This window comes from Lysobacter sp. GX 14042 (genome assembly GCF_021390425.1).
In the GTDB taxonomy this organism is placed as follows: domain Bacteria; phylum Pseudomonadota; class Gammaproteobacteria; order Xanthomonadales; family Xanthomonadaceae; genus Novilysobacter.
Map to the genome: position 1 here is coordinate 384,691 of NZ_JAJUWY010000002.1, position 19,518 is coordinate 404,208.

Annotated in this window: 21 protein-coding genes; 10 read left to right on the forward strand and 11 right to left on the reverse strand. The window is 71.0% G+C overall.

The features are described from left to right. Positions 1 to 21: 21 nt before the first annotated feature. From LY625_RS05200 to LY625_RS05220, 5 genes are all read right to left on the reverse strand, one after another. Entirely contained in the window at positions 22 to 624 is a 603-nt protein-coding gene (locus LY625_RS05200; RefSeq protein ID WP_233738044.1) for a hypothetical protein, read from the reverse strand. A gap of 115 nt (positions 625 to 739) precedes the next feature. After that, complete coding sequence (locus tag LY625_RS05205) at positions 740 to 1,183, reverse strand: hypothetical protein (RefSeq protein WP_233738046.1); 444 nt, start codon at positions 1,181 to 1,183, stop codon at positions 740 to 742. Positions 1,184 to 1,260: 77 nt separating this feature from the next. Continuing rightward, a complete protein-coding gene (locus tag LY625_RS05210) occupies positions 1,261 to 1,665 on the reverse strand; it encodes a hypothetical protein (protein ID WP_233738047.1) in 405 nt (134 codons plus the stop codon). A 78-nt stretch (positions 1,666 to 1,743) separates the two neighbouring features. Further along, positions 1,744 to 2,475 carry an HAD family hydrolase gene (locus LY625_RS05215; protein ID WP_233738048.1) on the reverse strand — a complete coding sequence of 244 codons (732 nt, stop codon included), beginning with the start codon at positions 2,473 to 2,475 and terminating at the stop codon, positions 1,744 to 1,746. 117 nt (positions 2,476 to 2,592) lie between these two features. Beyond that, positions 2,593 to 3,000: an EF-hand domain-containing protein gene (locus tag LY625_RS05220; protein ID WP_233738050.1), complete on the reverse strand. Its 408-nt coding sequence runs from the start codon at positions 2,998 to 3,000 to the stop codon at positions 2,593 to 2,595. A gap of 215 nt (positions 3,001 to 3,215) precedes the next feature. On the opposite strand from LY625_RS05220, the gene LY625_RS05225 reads away from it, so the two are divergent. Further along, entirely contained in the window at positions 3,216 to 3,713 is a 498-nt protein-coding gene (locus tag LY625_RS05225) for a hypothetical protein (protein ID WP_233738051.1), read from the forward strand. Between the two features lie 4 nt (positions 3,714 to 3,717). Further along, positions 3,718 to 4,920: a PQQ-dependent sugar dehydrogenase gene (locus LY625_RS05230; protein ID WP_233738052.1), complete on the forward strand. Its 1,203-nt coding sequence runs from the start codon at positions 3,718 to 3,720 to the stop codon at positions 4,918 to 4,920. 38 nt (positions 4,921 to 4,958) lie between these two features. Here LY625_RS05230 and LY625_RS05235 read toward each other — a convergent pair whose 3' ends face one another. From LY625_RS05235 to LY625_RS05245, 3 genes are all read right to left on the reverse strand, one after another. Then, positions 4,959 to 5,540, reverse strand: a complete 582-nt coding sequence (locus LY625_RS05235) for a hypothetical protein (protein ID WP_233738053.1) — start codon at positions 5,538 to 5,540, stop codon at positions 4,959 to 4,961. Between the two features lie 78 nt (positions 5,541 to 5,618). Continuing rightward, positions 5,619 to 6,458 carry an N-acetylmuramoyl-L-alanine amidase gene (locus LY625_RS05240; RefSeq protein ID WP_233738054.1) on the reverse strand — a complete coding sequence of 280 codons (840 nt, stop codon included), beginning with the start codon at positions 6,456 to 6,458 and terminating at the stop codon, positions 5,619 to 5,621. 59 nt (positions 6,459 to 6,517) lie between these two features. Beyond that, entirely contained in the window at positions 6,518 to 8,386 is a 1,869-nt protein-coding gene (locus LY625_RS05245) for an FUSC family protein (protein WP_233738055.1), read from the reverse strand. Positions 8,387 to 8,491: 105 nt separating this feature from the next. Between LY625_RS05245 and LY625_RS05250 the strand changes: the two genes are divergently transcribed. The 3 genes from LY625_RS05250 to LY625_RS05260 all read left to right on the forward strand — a co-directional run bounded on the left by LY625_RS05250 (position 8,492) and on the right by LY625_RS05260 (position 11,449). After that, positions 8,492 to 9,793 carry an APC family permease gene (locus LY625_RS05250; RefSeq protein ID WP_233738057.1) on the forward strand — a complete coding sequence of 434 codons (1,302 nt, stop codon included), beginning with the start codon at positions 8,492 to 8,494 and terminating at the stop codon, positions 9,791 to 9,793. 78 nt (positions 9,794 to 9,871) lie between these two features. After that, complete coding sequence (locus tag LY625_RS05255) at positions 9,872 to 10,678, forward strand: hypothetical protein (protein ID WP_233738059.1); 807 nt, start codon at positions 9,872 to 9,874, stop codon at positions 10,676 to 10,678. 51 nt (positions 10,679 to 10,729) lie between these two features. After that, complete coding sequence (locus LY625_RS05260) at positions 10,730 to 11,449, forward strand: hypothetical protein (RefSeq protein WP_233738060.1); 720 nt, start codon at positions 10,730 to 10,732, stop codon at positions 11,447 to 11,449. A gap of 7 nt (positions 11,450 to 11,456) precedes the next feature. Here LY625_RS05260 and LY625_RS05265 read toward each other — a convergent pair whose 3' ends face one another. From LY625_RS05265 to LY625_RS05275, 3 genes are all read right to left on the reverse strand, one after another. Then, on the reverse strand, positions 11,457 to 11,867 hold the full coding sequence (locus tag LY625_RS05265; protein WP_233738061.1) for a hemerythrin domain-containing protein: 411 nt from the start codon (positions 11,865 to 11,867) through the stop codon (positions 11,457 to 11,459). Positions 11,868 to 12,005: 138 nt separating this feature from the next. After that, the gene (locus LY625_RS05270; protein ID WP_233738063.1) at positions 12,006 to 12,815 is read right to left on the reverse strand and encodes an NrdJb; all 810 of its coding nucleotides are present in this window, start codon (positions 12,813 to 12,815) and stop codon (positions 12,006 to 12,008) included. A gap of 10 nt (positions 12,816 to 12,825) precedes the next feature. Continuing rightward, positions 12,826 to 14,976 carry an adenosylcobalamin-dependent ribonucleoside-diphosphate reductase gene (locus tag LY625_RS05275; RefSeq protein ID WP_233738065.1) on the reverse strand — a complete coding sequence of 717 codons (2,151 nt, stop codon included), beginning with the start codon at positions 14,974 to 14,976 and terminating at the stop codon, positions 12,826 to 12,828. A 479-nt stretch (positions 14,977 to 15,455) separates the two neighbouring features. Between LY625_RS05275 and LY625_RS05280 the strand changes: the two genes are divergently transcribed. From LY625_RS05280 to LY625_RS05300, 5 genes are all read left to right on the forward strand, one after another. Next, a complete protein-coding gene (locus LY625_RS05280; protein ID WP_233738341.1) occupies positions 15,456 to 16,838 on the forward strand; it encodes a Do family serine endopeptidase in 1,383 nt (460 codons plus the stop codon). A gap of 123 nt (positions 16,839 to 16,961) precedes the next feature. Continuing rightward, on the forward strand, positions 16,962 to 17,300 hold the full coding sequence (locus LY625_RS05285; protein WP_233738342.1) for a hypothetical protein: 339 nt from the start codon (positions 16,962 to 16,964) through the stop codon (positions 17,298 to 17,300). 29 nt (positions 17,301 to 17,329) lie between these two features. After that, complete coding sequence (locus tag LY625_RS05290; RefSeq protein ID WP_233738067.1) at positions 17,330 to 17,875, forward strand: phage holin family protein; 546 nt, start codon at positions 17,330 to 17,332, stop codon at positions 17,873 to 17,875. Positions 17,876 to 17,915: 40 nt separating this feature from the next. Next, entirely contained in the window at positions 17,916 to 18,350 is a 435-nt protein-coding gene (locus LY625_RS05295) for a hypothetical protein (protein ID WP_233738074.1), read from the forward strand. A gap of 101 nt (positions 18,351 to 18,451) precedes the next feature. Continuing rightward, positions 18,452 to 19,486, forward strand: a complete 1,035-nt coding sequence (locus LY625_RS05300) for an AI-2E family transporter (protein ID WP_233738343.1) — start codon at positions 18,452 to 18,454, stop codon at positions 19,484 to 19,486. Positions 19,487 to 19,518: the final 32 nt, after the last annotated feature.

The following is a 19,518-nucleotide window of genomic DNA, read 5'->3' on the forward strand; positions in this document are numbered from 1 at the left end:
ATTGTACCGGCGGAGGCGCCGTCAGCCCCCGTTGACGCGGCGGGACGGCTGCCGCGCCTGGCGCCGGCCGCTGGCGGATTGCGCGCGTGCGGGCTCGGGCATCAGCTTGCGCCCGGGGTATTCGTCGCGCATGTCGCCATCGATGTAGATCGGCCGTGACCAGCGGTCGTAGGTCGGAACGAAGCCGCGCTTGAGGCGGTGGAAGCCGTTGGAACCCGGCGTGATCCCCAGTTGCCTGGCGAGCGCGCCCCAGCCTTCGCCGTGGTTGCGCTCCCATTCGCCGACCACGTGGCGGCACGGGCGGCCGACGATCTTGGCGACGGCACAGGCGTAGTAGATGTCGCCCGGAGCCCAGCGCGCGTCCAGCAGTTCCACCACCAGCGCGCGGGGGGCAGCGTGGTAGCGGACCATCTCGTCGATGAAGGGCGCGCGGTAACGGGCACCGTACCGGTTCACGTCGCCCAGCCAGGTGTCGATCCACCCGTCCCCGGTGCGTGGGTTCCATCCGAAGGCGTAGTCCTGTGCGACCGCCTGGCCGGTACCCAGCAGGGTCGCCAGGCCGGTGGCCAGCGCGATCATGCGGCGGGTGACGCCACGGGTGGCAGGCGCGATCGTGTAGGACATCCGGGGCTCCGGGGAAGCAACAGCTTCGGGCCCGCCATCGTTGGCCAGTCCGGGTTAACCCCCTCTGAAACCGGGACGCCAGGCCCTTCCGCGCAGGGCCTGCGTTCAAACTGGCTCAGCGTTCGATCACGAACTTGCCGAACGCGACACCCAGGCTCCATCCCTCGCCCTTGCCCGCCAGCGCCAGGGAGACCTCGCCCTTGGTCATGACCTGCGCGCCCGCGCTGCGGGTGGCGCCGGCGTGGGCCTCGGCCGTGACGTAGGCACCGAGCACCTCGTCAAGACCACGCACGCCGGAGAACTCGCCGCGCCCGTCCACGATCCGGGTCTTGCCGAAGCTGATGCCGCCGCCCTTGGCACGGATCTTCACGTTCATCGACTGGCCGTTGCTGCAGCTGACGGTGCCGGTGCCCGAAGCGGTCTTGTAGAACGCCGACCAGCCCGACAGGTCATAGCGCAACTGGCAGTCCAGGGGAGTGTCGGCCAGGACATGGGCCGGGGCGAGGGCAAGGCCTGCAACCAGCAGGCCCGGGAGGGCGGCAACGAGGATTCCACGCATCCGGTGTGCTCCGCTCGGGTAGGGGCGACAGGCTAGCGCAGAAAGCCGGAGGCCGGCGCATGGCCGGCCTCCGGGTGTCACCAGCCGCGGCTGTTGCGACTGTTGTGGTTTCGCTTCCTGTCCTTGCGCGGGTCGTAATAGGTGACCTTGCACTTGCCGTTGCTGTTGCAGTTGGCCCGGCCGGGGGCGTTGCGGTAATAGCCGTGGGCCACCCCGTGTGGCGGCCCGCCGCGGCGGTACTGGCGCGGCACGTGGCGGTAGTAGCTGGCACGGCCGTGGTGGTCGCGGACCACGACCAGGCGGTCGTTGTGGCCGTAGCGACCGTGGCGGTAATAGGCCTGGTCGCCGCGCATGACCACATCGGCGACATCGACCAGGACGCGGATGAGGTCGTCGCTGGCCCTGGCGGGCGCTGGCGTGGAAACCGCCAGCGCGCCCAGTACCACGGCCAGGACCGGTGCGATCAATCGGGTTGCGAGCATGGGCGGGCCCTCCGTTGGTGTCCGGGCCGAACATGCCCGTGCCGGCATGAACGATGCCGCAACGTGCCCGGCGCGCCTTCAGCCGGGCGGTGCGTACGCCCGCGCCGCGAGTGCCTCCAGTGCGCCCGGCACCTCGGCGGCATTGGCGACCGTGCACAGGCGCTGGTGCCCGGCATCCGGCGTGGTGGCCTGCTCGTGGATCCAGGTGCTGTGGTAGGGGACGTGCACCGCCCACCCGCCCAGATCGAGCACCGGCAGGATGTCCGAGCGCACCGAGTTGCCCACCATCGCGAACTGCCGGGCCGGCAGGCCGAACTCCTCCAGCAGCCGGGCGTAGGTCCCGGGGTCCTTTTCGCTGACCACCTCGATCCGCCGGAACAGCCCGGCCAGGCCGCACTGGCGGACCTTCGCCTCCTGGTGGAACAGGTCCCCCTTGGTGATCAGCACCAGCGGGTAATGGCGCCCCACCGCCTCCACCGCCTCGCGCACGCCCGGCAGCAGTTCCACCGGGTGCTGGAGCAGGCGCTTGCCCAGCGCGACCACCTTGCCGATGTCGGCGGCACTGATGCGCGAGCCGGTCAGCTCGACCGCCGCCTCGATCATCGACAGGGTCATGCCCTTCACGCCGTAGCCGAACACGCCGATGTTGCCGCCCTCGACCTCGTGCAGGCGCTGGCGGACCTGCATGTCGTCCAGGTCGAGGTAGCCGGTGAGGATGCCCTCGAACTCCAGCTGCGCCTCGTCGAAGTAATCCTGGCTGCGCCAGAGGGTGTCGTCGGCATCGAAGCCGACCATCGCGATGTCTCCCATGGGCGAAGTATCGCTCCGGAAGGGCACCGCGGGAATGACGGCGATCGGCCAACCACTGCTGAAACGAAGGAGGGCGGCCCGCGGGCCGCCCTCCGTTGGAGTCCGGCGGGCGCCGGCTTACTCCTCGATGTCGGCCCCGGCGTCGGCATCCGCCTCGCCGGTCGGCTCATCACCGGTCACATCGTCGTAGACCGCGTCACCGGCATCGGCGGCGGTGCTGCCGGCCGCGGCTTCGGCCTGGCCGGCGGCGACGAACGCCCGGTACTCCTCGCCGGTCAGCTCGCCGTCGGCGTTGGCGTCGGCCTCGGCGAAGATCCCGGCCAGCGCCGGCGTGGCCGCCGACTCCTCGGCACTGATCACGCCGTCACCATTGGTATCGATGTCGTTCCAGCTGGTCGGTGCCTGGGTGGTGGCGGTGGTCTCGATGCCGGCGTCGACGGCATCCTGCGCGAATGCCGTGGGCGCCAGCGCGAGGGCGGCTGCAAGGCCAAGGGCCGGGGAAAGGCTGCGGAAACGGATCTTCATCGGACGTCCTCGTTCTGGTCTGTTGGGGGTGCCCGCGGCCCGGGGGAGCCGACGGCACGGGCAGACGGTGACGGCCGGGAAATGAACATCGCGTCTACACCGCGGCCTTGCGTTCACCTGCACCGGCACCCCGCCCGTCACTTTCGGGTCACCGCGCGGGCCGGATGCTCGCGGGGGTGCGATGCGGCAGACACCACGCCACGAAGGAGGCTTCGATGCGGACCCGACACGTGTACACCACCCCCGACCTGCCTACCGCCCGCCGCGCCATCGCCGCGGCGCGCAGCGCGGGCATCGATGACGACGACATCCTCCTGGTCGCGCGCTCGGACATCGAGCTGGACGCGGTCCCGGACAACCGCAAGCAGGCCGACAGCGACATGCTACCGGCGGCCGCCCGCGGCGCCGGCATGGGCGCCGGCGCCGGGCTGCTGGCCGGCCTAGTCGCGGTGGCCATTCCCCCGTTGGGCGTAACCCTGGCAGGGGCCGCCGCGGCCACGGTGGCGGGCGCGGCGGTGGGGTCGTGGTCGGCGGCGCTGATGGGGTCCTCGCTGCCCGACCCGGTCAGGCAGCGGTTCGAAGGCCGCATCGAGGCCGGCGAGATCCTGCTGGTAATCGACGCGCCGGCCGGGGTGCTCGACCGGGTAGGCCCGCAGATTGCCGGCGCTGGTGCGGTCCGGCTACCGTTCGAGGCCCCTTGCTCGGCGAGCTGATCCCATGTCCACGTTTTTCCGTCCGCACCAGCGGCTGCTCGCCGCGACCTGCCTCGCCATCCTGGCCGGCTGCAGCAGCGGACCCGGCAACAGCGCGCCCGCGCCGCAGGCCGCCAGTGGGCCCGCAGGCCCCTATGTGATCGACGAGGCTGGTGTATTCCAGGAGCCCTGGGCAATGGCCTTCCTCCCGGACGGCGCGCTGCTGGTCACCGAAAGGGCCGGCACCCTGCAGCGGGTCGATGCCGACGGCCATGCCACCGCGGTCGCGAGCGTGCCCGAGGTGGCCTACGGCGGCCAGGGCGGACTGGGCGATGTCGCGCTGCACCCCGATTTCGCCGGCAACCGGCTGGTCTACCTGAGCTATGCGGAAGCCGGGCAAGGCAACACCCGTGGTGCGGCGGTGGCCCGGGCGCGGCTGGTGGACCGGCCCGAAGGGCCCGCGCTCGAGGACCTGGAGGTGATCTGGCGCCAGGTGCCGAAGGTCCGCGGCCAGGGCCACTACGCCCACCGGCTGCTGTTCGGCCCTGACGGGCACCTGTGGATCAGCTCCGGCGACCGGCAGAAATTCGACCCGGCACAGGACATGGAGTCGAGCCTCGGCAAGCTGCTGCGGCTCAACGATGACGGCAGCGCTCCCGCCGACAATCCGTTCGCCGACCAGGGCGGGGTCGCCGCCCAGGTGTGGGCACTGGGGCTGCGCAACCCGCTGGGAATCGACTTCGATGCCGAGGGCCGGCTATGGGAGGTCGAGATGGGACCGAAGGGCGGCGACGAGCTCAACCTGATCGAACGTGGCGGCAACTATGGCTACCCGCTGGTTTCCAATGGTGACCATTACGACGGGCGGCCGATCCCCGACCACGACACCCGCCCTGAGTTCATCGCCCCGGTGCTGGACTGGACCCCGGTGATCTCGCCCGGCGCGCTGCTGGTCTACAAGGGCGAGGCGTTTCCGCAGTGGCGGGGGAACGCGTTCATCGCCGGGCTGTCATCGGAGGCGCTGATCCGGGTGGAGCTTGACGGCACCATGGCGCATGAAGCCGAGCGCATCGACCTCGGCGGCCAGCGGATACGCGCCGTCGAGCAGGGGCCGGGGGGTGCCATCTGGGTACTGGAGGATGGCGAGGGCGCGCGCCTGCTGCGCCTGGGTCCGCCGCCACCGCCGGAGGACCAGGGCACGACGCCGGAAGTTCTGCCCGGCACCTGACGGGCAGGCCGGGCGCTGCTCCGGCCCACCGCTCCGGGTCAGTCGCCTTCCTCGGGCACCGGATCGCTGCCGGCGCCTTCGGTGTGGTCGTCGCTGTCGACCGCCTGGCCGTCGCCATCACCGCGGGTCGGTTCATCCGCGGCATCGTTCCCGCGGCCGCCGCCCGTGTTGCCGGAGCGCTCGAGTTCGGTGTGGTCGATGAATCCGTCGCTGTCGGTATCCATCATCTCGAAGCTGGAGTGGAAATCGGCGTCGATGCGGCCTTCCTCGGCACTGATCCGGCCGTCACCGTCGGCATCCAGCTGGCCCCAGCGTCCGGCCGGGTCGAGCGGCGCGCGATCGACGTCCGGCGGCGGCACATCGGGTTCGGGCGGGGTGGCCATCGGGTGCTCGAGCTGCTCCGCGGTCGGGACGCGGGGGTCCTCGGGCGCTGGCTCGGGGTTGACCGGGGGTGGCAGTTCGGCCTCGCCCCACGGATCTTCCGCAGTGGCCTGCTCGAGCTGCCGCGAGGTGGTGTCCTGGCCGGCCCGGACTGGCGGATCGGTGGTTTCCTGCGCGGGTGCCACGAAGGGGAACAGCAGGGCGGCCAGCGCGGCCGCCAGGAGCGTACGGGTGTTCATGCCTTTCTCCACTGCCTTTGGCCCGGCTTGCAGGGTTGATCGAGCCGCGTGGAGAGCCGGTGAGCGCGACCGTCCGGGTCAGTGCGCCGGTGGCGCGGGTGCCTGCGCCGGCAATGCCAGCAGTTGCTGCTGCAGGTCGAACAGGATCTCGGCATCGCCGGGCAGCCAGTGGCGCGCCTCGTTGCCGCGGAAGCGCCGGTGGAACGCAGCCAGGGCCGCTTCCGGGTCGCGCAGGTCGTAGCCGACCAGGCGCATCGCCACCCAGGCATCGAACCCCGGCGGCGCGGGCCGCAGCGGCTCGCGTGGCCACAGCCCGAAGCCGGCATCGGCCAGCACCTTCCATGGGAAGTGCACGCTGGGATCGTCCTTGCGGGTGGGCGCGATGTCCGAATGCCCCAGCACCATGTGCCGGGGAATGCGCAGGCGGACGGTCAGCTCCTCCAGCAGCACCAGCAGTGCGTCGACCTGTGCCGGGGCGAACGGCTCGCGCCCGTCGTTGTCCAGCTCGATCCCGATCGACCAGGCATTGAGCTCGTCCACGCCGGCCCAGCGGCTGTTGCCGGCGTGCCACGCGGCCTCGCCGTCGGCCACCAGCTGGTGGATCACCCCGTCATCGCCGATCAGGTAGTGCGCACTGACCGGCCCACCCGAGTTGCCGGTCTGCAGGGTGCGGATGGCCCCCTGTGCGCTGTCCATCGCCGTGTGGTGCAACACGATCGCGCGCGCCCAGCGCGGGCTGTGGTTCGGCGAGCCCTCCCACCGGGCAACCGGGTTGCGTTCCGGCGCGCTGGCACAGGCGGCCAGCAGCACCGCGGCGAACAGGGCGGCGGCAGGACGCAGGCGCTTCATGCCGCGCCCGACCGGCACGCTGGCACCCGGCCGGGACGGCCGCTGGATTCCGACATGGTGGTGTTTCATTCCGGGAAACCCTGGATAGTGCCCTGCGTGGCTCCCGATGCAAGCCGGCGCAAGCCGAATCAACCGCGCAGGCTGCGGCACAGGTCCGCGACCTCGGCCTCGACGAAGCCGGGCAGCCGCGCGGTCGCCTGCGGCGCCGGGCCGCCGTCCGCCGCTGCCGCGGCCTGCTCCAGCGCGGTCCGCAACGCCTGCAGCCCGCCTTCGCCGAACATCGAGCCGGCCCTCGCGCGCGCCGCTTCCCGGTCGAGGCGCTCGATTGCCCAGCACGAACCCAGTATCCGGAACGCGAGCTGCTCGGTGGCGGCGATCGCCGGCCACATCCGCTCGGCCGACATCCTCGGCCGGCGGGTGGCGGCCGTCGCAGTGTCGTAGGCCTTCGACAAGGCGAAGCCGCGGTGCTGCAGCTCGCTCCGCGCCTCGCGCGCCGCGGGGCTGGTGACGTCCCCCGCCGCCAGGTGCTCCACCACGGCATCGGTGGCCGCCAGGGTCCGCGAAAGCTGTTCCGGGATCAGCGCCGCCGAGGCCTGCGGCCACGCCAGGCGGAACACCAGCAGCGCCACCGCGCAGCCCACCGCGGTATCCACGCCGCGTGCCAGCAGGTAGCTGCCCAGGTCGGGCACTGGCAGCCCCCCGGTCGCCAGGGTCATGCCGGCGCCGGTGATGAAGATCACCGCCAGTGCGTAGTTGCGCAGCACCAGCATCTCCACGGTGAACTGCAACAGCATGATCAACGCCACCAGCCACAGGCCCTGCGGCTGGAACCACAACACCGCCGCGGCCAGCAGCAGGCCGGCCCAGGTCCCGGCCAGGCGTTCGATGCTGCGCTGGACCAGCCGGAACCATTCCATGCCCTGGTGCAGCATCAGCACCGCCGCGGCCACCGCCCAGTAGGCGCGCTCCAGGTCCAGCAGCGCGCCGACGGCGCCGGCCAGCAGTGCGGCCAGCCCGACCCGGCCCACCACCAGGGTCGACATCGAGCGCAGCCGGAGCGACTCGCGCAGCGCTGCCAGCGCGCCTGGTTGGCCCAGTGGGACCTCGCCGCGGGCAACTGCCGCCTCGATGGCGGGCGGCTCGACCGCCAGGTCGCCCAGCCGGCGTGCACGGGCCGGCGCATCGCCGGACAGCGGCGTGCCGCCGGCGGCGGCCTCCATCGCCTCCGCAAACAGTACGTTCAAGCCGCGCGCACGCTGGCGCAACCCGGCCAGCGCGCCGCCCGGCACGCTCCGGGCCGGCTGGTAGCGGACCAGCGCGTGCCATGCCTCGTTGAGTGCCTGCGCCGCAAGCTGGCGTTCCGCGCCGGCGAGTGGGGAACCGATCGCCTCGATGTAGCCGGCGACGCGGGCCGCGGCGCTGGCGACCGCCCGCTGCTCCGGCCCCCGCGGGCGCACCAGCACGCCGGACATCTGCATCAACCAGGCGAACGCGCCACCGCACAGCACCAGGCCGAATGCCCTGGCCGGATCGAGATGGTCGGCCGGCATCGCGGCCGCCGCCGCGCAGGCCAGCAGGAACATGTACGGGCCCGGCGGACCGATCTTCAGCGCGTTGCCCAGCCAGGTCGCGACCATCGCGATCAGCGCGACCGTGGGCACCACCGCCCAGTGCGTGGCCGATACCGCGATGCCGACCGCGACCGACAGCGCGAAGGCCAGCGCGATGATGGCCAGTTCCATCGCCCGGCTGGGATACGGACGGCCGCGCCCGTACAGGCCGGTGAAGCCGCCGGTGGCCGCCATCATGCCGGCCTGCAGGTCACCCGCAAGCCAGCCTGCCAGTACCGGCATGCCCAGGCACAGCGCGGCACGGGAGGAGAACACGAACCGCGAGCGTGCCTGTGGCCGCAACCCGCACATGCTGCGCAGCATCCCGCGTGCGGTCCATGCCGGCGACGGCAGGGACTCCGGGGCGTCGGGACCGGGTACGGGCATCGGAACTCCTGGTTGGGGCGGGGCCGCGGGCTGGACCTCGTCCGGATGGACGCTGGGGTGACGATCATGCACTCTGCCGGGTCGACACAGGGGTGGGGAGAACACATGGCCGGGATCGACACTGCAGGCCCGAACGACGCTCCGACCCTTCGCCGGGCCGTTGGCCGCTGGCAGCTGTTCGGCCTGGCGATCAACGACGTCATCGGCAGCGGCATCTACCTGCTGCCAGCCGCCGCGGCCCTGCTGCTGGGCCCGGCCAGCCTGTGGGCGGTGCTGCTGGCCGGAGCGGCGGTCGCGCTGCTGGTGCTGTGCTATGCCCAGGCATCGAGTTACTTCGACCAGCCCGGCGGCGGTTACCTGTATGCGCGCGAGGCGTTCGGCCCGTTCCTGGGCTTCCAGGTCGGCTGGATGCTGTTCCTGACCCGCATCGCCAGCGCCGCCGCACTCAGCAATGGCCTGGCCGAGGCGGTGACCCATTTCTGGCCGGGAGCCGCGGGCGGCGCGGTACGGATCGCGATCGTGGTCGGCTCGTTGGCCTTCCTGGTCGGCGTCAACATCGTCGGGGTGCGCGCGGCGGCGCGTACCGGCGTGTTCCTGGCGATCGCCAAGCTGCTGCCGCTGGCGATGTTCATCGGCATCGGCGCGATGTACGTGGACATGTCGATCATGGCGCCGGTACCCGGGCCGATCCCGGTCCGCGACTTGGGCGAGGCGGCGCTGCTGTTGCTGTTCGCCTACGCCGGTTTCGAGAACCTGCCGGCGGCCGCCGGCGAGTACCGCAATCCGCGCCGCGACGTGCCGTTCGCGCTGCTGGCGATGATCACCACGGTCACCCTGATCTACTTCGCGGTCCAGTGGGTGGCCCTGGGCACCCTGCCCGGCCTGGGGCAGTCGCAGACGCCGCTGGCCGATGCGGCGGCACTGTTCGGCGGCGGCTGGCTGGCGCTGGTGCTGACCGTGGGCGCGACGGTGTCGATCCTGGGCACCAACAGCAACACGATCATGATGGGCCCCCGCTACCTGCACGCCCTGGCGATGGACGGCTTCGGTCCGCGCTGGCTGGCCCGCATCCACCCGCGCTTCCGCACCCCGGCGGCGGCGGTGCTCACCCTGGGCGTGCTGTCGCTGCTGCTGGCGCTGACCGGCTCGTTCGTGCAGCTGGCGCTGCTGTCGGTGGTGGCCCGGCTGCTGACCTATATCGGCACCGCGGTGTCGGTGCTGGTGCTGCAGCGGCGCCACCGCGACGCCCCCGGCGCGATGCGGCTGCCCGGCGGGCCACTGATCCCGGTGCTCGCCGTGTTGCTGTCGCTGGGGCTGCTGAGCAGCGCAAGGGTGGAGAACCTGCTGGCCGGATTGCTGGCACTGCTGGTCGGCGCCCTGGTCTACCGCTTCCGCCGCACGGGGTAACCGCGGACGGGCGGCGATTCACGTCGGCGCGACCCGGCGGAAGGCTTCATGGGAGCCCGTTCCCCCACGGAGCCGCACATGTTCCGCAAGACCCTTATGACCCTCGCACTGGGCGGCGCCGCCGTCATGCTCGCCCTGCCCGCCCACGCCATCGAGGAGGAGCGCGTGGTGCTGCGCGTCGGCGGCATGTGGGCCGATGCCGACAGCCAGCTCCGCGGCGATGGCGAGTTCGAGGGCGAGCCCATCACTTTCCGCGAGGACTTCGATTTCGGCGGCACCGAGGTGGTGCCGCGGCTGTCCGGCCAGTTCCGCTTTGCCGAGCGCCACCGCCTGGTGTTCGACTACTTCAACTACGACAAGGACCGCCGCTGGACGCTGTCCGATGACATCGGCTACGGCGGCGAGACGATCCCGGCCGGCAGTTTCATCGGCAGCGACGTGGAGTTCGAGATCGCCAGCCTGGCCTACGACTTCGCCGTGGTCGAGACCGACACCGTCAGCTGGGGCCTGCAGCTGGGCGTGGCGTACGCCGGCATGGAGGCCCGTGCGAACGCGGCGCTCGGCGACGACGAGTGGTCCGCGCGCGAAAGGACCGACGGCTTTGCACCGGTGGTGGGCACGCGCCTGACCTACAGCCCGGCCGACCGCTGGCGCCTCATCGTGCAGGGCCAGTACCTGGATGCGGACTGGGGTGACTTCGGCGACTACGACGGCGACCTCAGCCGCGCCAACGCCCTCGTCGAGTACCGCTTCACCGACCGCTTCGGCGTGCACGTGGGCTACGACTGGTTCCGCCTCGACGTGGACAAGTACGGCTCGGACGGCATGCTCGGCCTGCGGCAGGAGTTCAAGGGGCCGGTCGCCGGCTTGACCGTGGCCTTCTAGCCGGGCACAGATGGCAGGGTGGCCGGCCCCTCATCCGGCGAGGAACACCGCGTGAACCGGCCCATCCCCGCTCCTCTGGCCGGCGTCCTGTTGCTGGCGGTGCTGGCTGCCGGCTGCACGCCTGCGCCCACCGGCAACGCGCCGGCGGCCGATCCCGTGCCCTCCACCGCGGCCAACGGCCCGGTGGAGCTCGCCCCGGTGGCCGCCGACTCCACCCCGGCACCGGTGCCGACGTCGGATCCGTGGTCGGTCACCACGCTCTCTCCCGATGGCCAACCCCGCGACCCCCTGCGCGAGCCGGACGTGATCTACCTGCCGACCCCGCACGAGGTCGTCGCGGAAATGCTGCGGGTGGCCGAAGTCGGCGCCGACGACGTGCTCTACGACCTCGGCTCCGGCGACGGGCGGATCCCGATCACCGCCGCCCGGCAGTGGGGCACGCGGGGCGTGGGGATCGAGATCGACCCGCTGCTGGTCGAGTACGCCAGCCACGCCGCCGCCGAGGCCGGCGTGGCGCACTTGGTGCGCTTCGTCGAGGACGACATGTTCGAGGCCGACCTGTCGCAGGCCACGGTGGTATCGCTGTACCTGCTGCCGGACCTCAACCTGCGGCTGCGACCGAAGCTGCTTTCACTGGCCCCGGGCACCCGCATCGTCGGCCACAATTACCACATGGGCGACTGGCTGCCCGAGGAGTCGCTGCAGGTCGGCGAGTCGGTGGTCTACCTGTGGCGGGTGCCGGAGGACGTCCCGGAGCACCTGCGCCGGTGAGGCCTGCCTACAGCCGCTCGGCCATCGGGTAGAGCTCGCGTTCCTCGCGCGTCAGCCGCTCGAACAAGGCCTTGAACACCGCGTTGGCATGGGCGCGGAAACCTTCCGGGTCCGCCGCGATCCGCGGGCCGACCCGCCACTTCAGCACCAGCTCGGCGAAGTCGGCGGAAAGCCCCTGCATCTCGTCCTGGTAGCGCCGGCCCAGTGCCATGGCGCCGGGATCCTGCGAGGCGGCGAAGGCCGGGTACAGCACCCGGTCCTCGGCGGCCAGGTGGAACTTGATGCCACTGGCGATGTTCACCAGCAGGCTGGCGATCGCGCCGGACTGCTCGGCGATGCCGGCGCCGATGAGCGTGCGCAGGGCGTCGATCTGCCCGAGGATCTCGACGTGGGCGTTGGTGTAGCGCTGGATGTCCAAGGGGGCTCCGCAGCACCGGTGGGGGGCGGTGCCTCGGCCTCGTGAACGGCGGCGGGGGGCGGGACTTGAGGGGGTCGGCTCCTCGGGTGCGCTTCGCTTGGCCGGGTTATGGGGCTTCGCTTACCCGGGCTACGGCCGTCAGCCGCACTTGCTGTAGCCGCAGTTCAGGCAGGTCGCGCAGCCGTCCATGATCACGATCGCCTTGGTCGAGCACTTGTGGCACATGGTCGCCGAAGGCGGGAACGAGGCGCCGCCATCCCCGGTCACCGCCACGTCCTCGTCGCGCGCCGGGGCGTGCACGCGCGGCTCCGGGAACAGCTCCCCGCTGTGCTCGTCGCGCGGGGCTACGGGTTCGTCAGTGTTTTTTTTTGACTCGAGCTGCGCGTAGGCAGCGCGCTTTTCCTCGATCAGCGCGCGTTGCTCGGGGCTCATCCCGGGCTCCTGGATCATCCCGATCGCCTTGAGGTGCTCCTCGACGATGGAGCCCAGCTCGGCCACCAGCGAGGGCATGTACACGCCGCCGGCCTTGAAGTAGCCGCCGCGCGGGTCGAACACCGCCTTCATCTCCTCGACCAGGAAGGTCACGTCGCCGCCCTTGCGGAATACCGCGGACATGATCCGGGTCAGCGCCACGATCCACTGGAAGTGGTCCATGTTCTTGGAGTTGATGAAGATCTCGAACGGCCGGCGGTGCTCGTGCTCGCTGCCGGCGTTGAGCACGATGTCGTTGATGGTCACGTACAGGGCGTGCTCGAACAGCGGGGTCTTGAGCTTGTAGGTCGTGCCGACCAGGGTCTCCGGGCGCTCGATCTTCTCGTGCATCTGGATGACCTTGGCGCCGCGCTCCTCGCCGGTGGCCGGGGCGGCCGGCGTGTCGGCCTGCTTCGCCTTGTCCTCGGGGAGGGCGACGGAGTAGCCGGTGATTTTCTTGTCGATCCGGGTGGCCATGGGGATGTCCTCAGAACTTGCCGTAGTAGCCTTCTTTCAGGGCGTCGAAGAGGTTGGCGGCGGTGTGGGTCTCGCCGTCGTACTCGACCTCCTCGTTGCCCCTGAGCTCGACCGTGTTGCCGTCCTCGAGCTCGAAGCGGTAGGTGGTGTTCTCCAGGTCCTTCTCCTTGACCAGCACGCCCTGGAAGGCGGCCGGGTTGAAGCGGAAGGTGGTGCAGCCCTTCAGGCCCTGGGAGTGGGCGTAGGTGTAGATGTCCTTGAAGTCCTCGTACGGGTAGTCCGTGGGGACGTTCGCGGTCTTGGAGATCGAGGAGTCCACCCACTTCTGCGCGGCGGCCTGCACGTCGACGTGCTGCTTCGGGGTGACGTCGTCGGCGGCGATGAAGTACTCCGGCAGCTTCTCGCCCGGCTCGTCGGAGAACGGCATCGCCTTCGGGTTGACCAGCGCGCGGTAGGCCAGCAGTTCGAAGGAGAACACGTCGACCTTCTCCTTGGTCTTGCGGCCCTCGCGGATCACGTTGCGGCTGTAGTGGTGGGCGAACGACGGCTCGATGCCGTTGGAGGCGTTGTTGGCCAGGCTCAGCGAGATCGTGCCGGTGGGCGCGATCGAGCTGTGGTGGGTGAAGCGCGCGCCGGTCTCGGCCAGTTGCGCCACCAGTTCCGGGGCGACCTCGCCGATGCGCTGCATGTAGCGCGAGTACTTCGCGTGCAGCACCTTGCCGGTGATGCTGTCACCGGCCTTCCAGCCGTCGCGGGCCATCTCCGGGCGCTTGCGCAGCATGCCGGCGGTGACCTCGAACACTTCGTCCATGATGGGCGCGGCGCCCTTTTCCTTCGCCAGCTCCAGGCCAGTCTCCCAGCCGGCGACCGCCATCTCGCGGGCGATGCGCTCGGTGAATTCGCAGGACGCGGCGCTGCCGTACTTCATCTGCAGCATGGTCACCGTCGAGCCCAGGCCGAGGAAGCCCATGCCGTGGCGGCGCTTGCGCATGATCTCGTTGCGCTGCTCCTCCAGCGGCAGGCCGTTCACCTCCACCACGTTGTCGAGCATCCGGGTGAACACCCGCACCACCTCGCGGTACTCGTCCCAGTCGAATTCGGCCTGGTCGGTGAACGCGTTGCGCACGAACTTGGTCAGGTTGACCGAGCCCAGCAGGCAGGCGCCGTAGGGCGGAAGTGGCTGCTCTCCGCAGGGATTGGTCGCGCGGATGTCCTCGCACCACCAGTTGTTGTTCATCTCGTTGACCCGGTCGATCAGGATGAAGCCCGGCTCGGCGTAGTCATACGTGGAGACCATGATCATGTCCCACAGGTGCCGGGCCCTGACGTGGCCGTAGACCTTGCAGGCAACCAGGCCGTCCTCGCGGGCGATGTAGTTGCGGTGGGTCGGCCACTCGCGCCAGAGCACCTGGGTGGCGTCATCGAGGTCGACGTCGCCCTTTTCCTTGATGTTGACCGGGAACACCAGCGGCCAGTCACCGTCATCGGCCACCGCCTGCATGAAGCCATCGGTGATCAGCAGCGACAGGTTGAACTGGCGCAGCCGGCCGTCCTCGCGCTTGGCGCGGATGAAGTCGCGCACGTCGGGGTGGCTGACGTCGAAGGTGCCCATCTGCGCGCCACGGCGGCCGCCGGCGGAGGAGACGGTGAAACACATCTTGTCGTAGATGTCCATGAAGGACATCGGGCCGGAGGTGTAGGCGCCGGCGCCGGCAACGAACGCCCCGCGCGGGCGCAGGGTGCTGAACTCGTAGCCGATGCCGCAGCCGGCCTTCAGGGTCAGTCCGGCCTCGTGGACCTTCTGCAGGATGCCGTCCATCGAGTCCTCGATGGTCCCCGACACGGTGCAGTTGATGGTGCTGGTGGCCGGCTTGTGCGCCAGCGCACCGGCATTGGAGGTGATGCGGCCGGCGGGAATCGCCCCGCGGCGCAGCGCCCAGGCGAAGCGCTCCATCCAGTACTGCTGCTTCTCCGCGGACGGCTCGGCCTCGGCCAGCGCCTTCGCCACGCGGCGGTAGGTGGCGTCGATGTCCTCGTCGACCGCCTCGCCGGACTTGGTCTTCAGGCGGTACTTCTTGTCCCAGATATCCAGCGACGCCGGCTGCAGGGGAATGTCCTTGACCGTGTCCATCTTCACTGCCTCCAGACGTACCGTGCTCATGCCTGTGCTGTCTCCAATCAAGTCAGATGCCGTCCGGCGGGTGCGGACCGCGGTTCCGCCGGCGTGCGGGACGCCAGCGAAAAGGTGGTTTCAATGGATCGGATGGATGTCCATGGACTGCTCCATCGGGGCCGCAAAGCCTTTGTTCGAGCGACTTTCGCAGCACGCGGGCCAGCCCTCGCAAACCCCTATGCTTGGGCCTTTTCAACAGGCCGACCACAAGATCTTGTGGCCGACCGACGTCGAGCAAGCTACGCGAGCCCCCCGCCTGCGTCAACGGGTTGCGTCGCGCCCACGATCATGGAAGGCGCCGGCAGCCGGATGCCGGCTTCACCGGTGATTAAATGGGCCGTGGCCACACTCGCCGGCCTGCGGGCGGCGCGATGTGCCGCCCGCGATTCCAGCCCATACGATCGACTGCCATGCCAAGCACCCCGCGTACCTTCCTGCTGATCATCCTTGCCGCCTGCCTCGGAGGCCTGGTGGCCCTCCTCGTCCGCGACGGCCTGGCCACCCCGGCCGTCGCCGCGCCGGCCAGCGCCCTCCCGGCAGCCCCGGCCACTCCGGTCGCGCTTCCGCAGGCGGTCGGTGGCGAGGCCCTGCCCTCGCTGGCTCCCATGCTGGAGCGCGTGACCCCCGCGGTGGTCAGCGTGCAGACCCGGCAACGGGTACGGGTGCGCAACCCGTTCATGGACGACCCGTTCTTCCGCCGGATGTTCCCGCACGTGCCGCGCGAGCGGATCGAGCAGTCGCTCGGCTCCGGGGTGATCGTCGACGCGCGGCGCGGGCTGGTACTCACCAACCACCACGTCATCGAGGGCGCCGACGAGGTGACCGTGACCCTGCACGACGGGCGGGTCCTGGAGGCCGAGTTCGTCGGCTCCGACCCGGACACCGACGTGGCGGTGATGAAGATCGCCACCGGCGACCTGCACGCGGTCGCGCTGGCCGATTCGTCCTCGCTGCGGGTCGGGGACTTCGTGGTGGCGGTCGGCAACCCGTTCGGCATCGGCCAGACCGTCACCAGCGGCATCGTCTCCGCGGTCGGGCGCAGCGGGCTGCGCGGGCTGGGCTACCAGGACTTCATCCAGACCGACGCCTCCATCAACCCGGGCAATTCCGGCGGCGCGCTGGTGAACCTGGACGGCCAGCTGGTCGGCATCAACACCGCCAGCTTCAATCCGCGCGGCTCGATGGCCGGCAACATCGGGCTGGGCTTCGCGATCCCGGCCAACCTCGCGCGCAGCGTGATGGACCAGCTGGTCGCCACCGGCGAAGTCCGCCGCGGCACCCTGGGCATCGACACCCAGGACCTGGACGCCCGCCTGGCACAGGCGCTCGGCCTGGAGCATGTCCGCGGCACCGTGGTGACCCGGGTCCACACCGGTTCCGCCGGCGCGCGCGCAGGCCTGAAGCCAGGCGACGTGATCACCGCGGCCAACGGCCAGACGATCCACGACCGCGATGGGCTGCGCAACTTCGAAGGGCTGCAGGGGATCGGCAGCAAGGTGCTGCTGGACATCCACCGCGATGGCCGCCCGCTGCAGCTGACCGCGACCCTGCTCGCCCAGCCGGGCGCGATCGCCGGCGCCGACCTGGATCCGCGGCTCGCCGGCGCCAGCTTCGCCGACCTGCCCGAACGCCTGCGCCAAGCGGGCCTGTCCGGAGTGCTGGTGGAAGCGGTCGAGCCCGGCAGCCGGGCCGAGGACAACGGCCTGCGTGCCGGCGATGTCGTGGTCGCCAGCAGCGCCGGCAGCTTCGCCGACCTGGGCGGCTTCCGCACGGGCTTCACACGGGCGCCGGCACAGTTGGCGCTGCAGATCGTGCGCGGCAACCGGCCCGGCGTCCTGCCGATGCGATGACACGACATTCCCCACGAACCGATCCCGTACAGGAGCACCTGCATGAGCGCGACCGACCCGACCGCCACCGGCAACAATCCCACCTCCACCGGCACCAGCGAGGCCGCCAGCGGCCGTGACAACATGAAGGGCCACCTCAACGAGGCCGGAAGCCACCTCAAGCAGGCCGCCGTCGACGGCGGCGACGCGCTGCGGCAGGCGGCCGGGGCCGCCGGCGAGCAACTGCGTGACGGCACCGAGCAGGTCCGCAGCAACCTGTCCAGCGGTGCCCGCGCCAGCCGGGCCGCCGCCAGCGAGCTCGGCGATGCCGCGCGCGAGCAGTACGACGACATCATGGACAAGGGCCGCGAACTGTGTGACAGCGCCGCGGACCTGATCCGCGAGCGGCCGCTGGTGGCCTTCGGCAGCGCCCTTGCCGCCGGCTGGCTGATTGCCAAGCTGGCGCGCGGCGGCGACCGCTGAGTCCCGGCGTGTCGACGCCGGATAATCCGGTGCCAGGTGCTGCCGACGCGGGCGGGGAGGAGGTCGATCCCCGCCCCGACCTGCTGCAGGCGCTGCGCGAAATCGGCGAGGGCAGCCGGGCGAGCCTGGATGCGGCCGGCGAGGTGGCCAAGTCGCTGCGCAGCCTGGTCGCCGCCGACGTCGCCCTCGCCCGCAGCGCCGCCGGACGTGCGGCGGTCGCGGGCGGCGTGGCGCTGGTCGGCGGCGTCACCGCCTGGCTGTTCCTGATGGGCACGCTGGTGATGCTGTTGCGCTCCACCGGGCTGTCATGGTGGCTGTCGATGCTGTTGCCGGCGCTCGCCAGCCTGGTGATCGCCGGCATCGGCGGCTGGCTGGCGATCGGCTACTACGAGCACACCCGGCTGCAGGCCACGCGCCGCCAGCTGGCCCGCCTGGGCATCGGCGAGCTGTCGCGGTTCGTTTCCGACCCCGACTCGGCACGGTCGGCGCGCGAAGACGCCGAACAGGCAGCTGCCGGGGACGCCACCGGGCAGCCGGCCAGGGACAGCCGCGGGGTGGAGGTCACCCCGCCCTGATGGCGGGCATGACCCTGATGACGGGCCGGGGGAGGGCAAGATGCGCTTCGAGCAACTGATCAAGAAGGTCGAACAGGCCGAGAACGCCATCGAGGCGAACGAGCGCCGCGTCGGCGCCGACCTGCGCCAGCTCAAGGCGTCCTGGAAGGCCGCCTGGACGCCGGGCCGCATCGTGCTGGCGGGGCTGGGGTCCGGGTTCGTGCTCGGCCTGGTCGAGCCGGGCCGCCGCTTGGCGAGCGGCAGCAACGCCATGCGCCTGATGTCGATGGCCACCAGCCTGGTGGGGCTGCTCGCCGGCACCAGCGCCCATGCCGCGGCGGAGGAGGCGGGATCGGCCGCCGAAACCGCTGCGGTTGCCGCCGATGGCGGCGGAGTACTGGGCGGCGTCGCCGCCGGATTGCGCGCCGAGCAGCTGGCCAGCGAACGGATCGCCCGGGCCGCCGAGGCGGCGCGCGCGGCGGGCGCCGAACCGTGAGCACGCCGGTGCCGGTGCCTGGCGGAACCGCCGGGTCCGGCACCGTTCCCGGGGCTGCCCCGGACCCGCAGCCGGGTCCTGCCGAACCGCCGCTTCCACCGCTGCGCCCCCGCGCCCCGGCCGCGCTGCTGGTGCTCACCACCCTCGCGGTCGCCGCGGCGATGTGGGCCGCCCAGGCGGTGATCCTGCCGGTCCTGCTGGCGGCGTTCTTCGCCCTGATCGGCAACCCGCTGATCCGTGGCCTGCAACGGCTGCATGTTCCCCGGGTGATCGGCGCGGTGCTGGTGCTGCTGGCCGGACTGGCGGGCACCGTGGCACTGGCCAACCAGCTGGTGCAGCCGGCATCCGAGTGGGTGCGCCAGGTACCACGGGAAATCCGCAAGGTCGCGCCCCAGCTGCGCGAGATGACCCGGCCGATGCAGGCCGCCAACGAGGCCGCCGCGGACATCGCCCGTGCCGCCGACGGCGGGCAGAAGGTCGAGGTGGTGCGCACCGAGGTCAACGATCCCTACCGCTCGCTCACCGCCACTCCGCGGATGCTGGCCTCGGTGTTCGCGGTGGTGCTGCTGACGTTCTTCTTCATGGTGTTCGGGCAGAACCTGCAGCGCAATGCGCTTTCGCTGCTGCCAACGCGCCAGCAGAAGCGGATCACCGTCGGGATCCTGCAGTCGATCGAGTACGAGATCTCGCGCTACGTACTGACCATCAGCGTGATCAACTTCACCGTCGGCCTGGCGCTGGCAGGTTCGCTGTACCTGCTGGGGGTGCCGCTGGCCGAGGCCCTGCTGTGGGGCACGATGGCGGCCGTGCTGAACTACGCCCCCTACGTGGGGCCGCTGGTGGGCATGCTGATCATGCTGCTGATGGGTTTCGTGGCCTACGACGGACTGTGGTCGGCACTGCTGCCGGCCGGCATCTACCTGGGGCTGCACACCCTGGAGGGACAGATCATCACCCCGATCGTACTGGGCCGGCAGATGCGCCTGTCGCCGCTGGTGCTGGTGCTGGCGCTGCTGCTGTTCGGCTGGCTGTGGGGGATCATCGGCCTGCTGCTGGCGGTGCCGATGCTGGTGTGCGTGAAGATCGTGCTGGCCCGCATCAGCGGCCTGGAAGGCTGGGCCCGGTTGCTGGAGTGAGCCGGCCACCGCCGCGCCCCGGCACTACAATG

What these genes read in the sequence shown, in the direction of transcription:
- LY625_RS05200 (WP_233738044.1), bottom strand. Translation starts at nt 624, where the DNA reads ATGTCCTACACGATCGCGCCTGCCACCCGTGGCGTCACCCGCCGCATG.
- LY625_RS05205 (WP_233738046.1), bottom strand. Translation starts at nt 1,183, where the DNA reads ATGCGTGGAATCCTCGTTGCCGCCCTCCCGGGCCTGCTGGTTGCAGGC.
- LY625_RS05210 (WP_233738047.1), bottom strand. Translation starts at nt 1,665, where the DNA reads ATGCTCGCAACCCGATTGATCGCACCGGTCCTGGCCGTGGTACTGGGC.
- LY625_RS05215 (WP_233738048.1), bottom strand. Translation starts at nt 2,475, where the DNA reads ATGGGAGACATCGCGATGGTCGGCTTCGATGCCGACGACACCCTCTGG.
- LY625_RS05220 (WP_233738050.1), bottom strand. Translation starts at nt 3,000, where the DNA reads ATGAAGATCCGTTTCCGCAGCCTTTCCCCGGCCCTTGGCCTTGCAGCC.
- LY625_RS05225 (WP_233738051.1), top strand. Translation starts at nt 3,216, where the DNA reads ATGCGGACCCGACACGTGTACACCACCCCCGACCTGCCTACCGCCCGC.
- LY625_RS05230 (WP_233738052.1), top strand. Translation starts at nt 3,718, where the DNA reads ATGTCCACGTTTTTCCGTCCGCACCAGCGGCTGCTCGCCGCGACCTGC.
- LY625_RS05235 (WP_233738053.1), bottom strand. Translation starts at nt 5,540, where the DNA reads ATGAACACCCGTACGCTCCTGGCGGCCGCGCTGGCCGCCCTGCTGTTC.
- LY625_RS05240 (WP_233738054.1), bottom strand. Translation starts at nt 6,458, where the DNA reads ATGAAACACCACCATGTCGGAATCCAGCGGCCGTCCCGGCCGGGTGCC.
- LY625_RS05245 (WP_233738055.1), bottom strand. Translation starts at nt 8,386, where the DNA reads ATGCCCGTACCCGGTCCCGACGCCCCGGAGTCCCTGCCGTCGCCGGCA.
- LY625_RS05250 (WP_233738057.1), top strand. Translation starts at nt 8,492, where the DNA reads ATGGCCGGGATCGACACTGCAGGCCCGAACGACGCTCCGACCCTTCGC.
- LY625_RS05255 (WP_233738059.1), top strand. Translation starts at nt 9,872, where the DNA reads ATGTTCCGCAAGACCCTTATGACCCTCGCACTGGGCGGCGCCGCCGTC.
- LY625_RS05270 (WP_233738063.1), bottom strand. Translation starts at nt 12,815, where the DNA reads ATGGCCACCCGGATCGACAAGAAAATCACCGGCTACTCCGTCGCCCTC.
- LY625_RS05275 (WP_233738065.1), bottom strand. Translation starts at nt 14,976, where the DNA reads ATGAGCACGGTACGTCTGGAGGCAGTGAAGATGGACACGGTCAAGGAC.
- LY625_RS05285 (WP_233738342.1), top strand. Translation starts at nt 16,962, where the DNA reads ATGAAGGGCCACCTCAACGAGGCCGGAAGCCACCTCAAGCAGGCCGCC.
- LY625_RS05295 (WP_233738074.1), top strand. Translation starts at nt 17,916, where the DNA reads ATGCGCTTCGAGCAACTGATCAAGAAGGTCGAACAGGCCGAGAACGCC.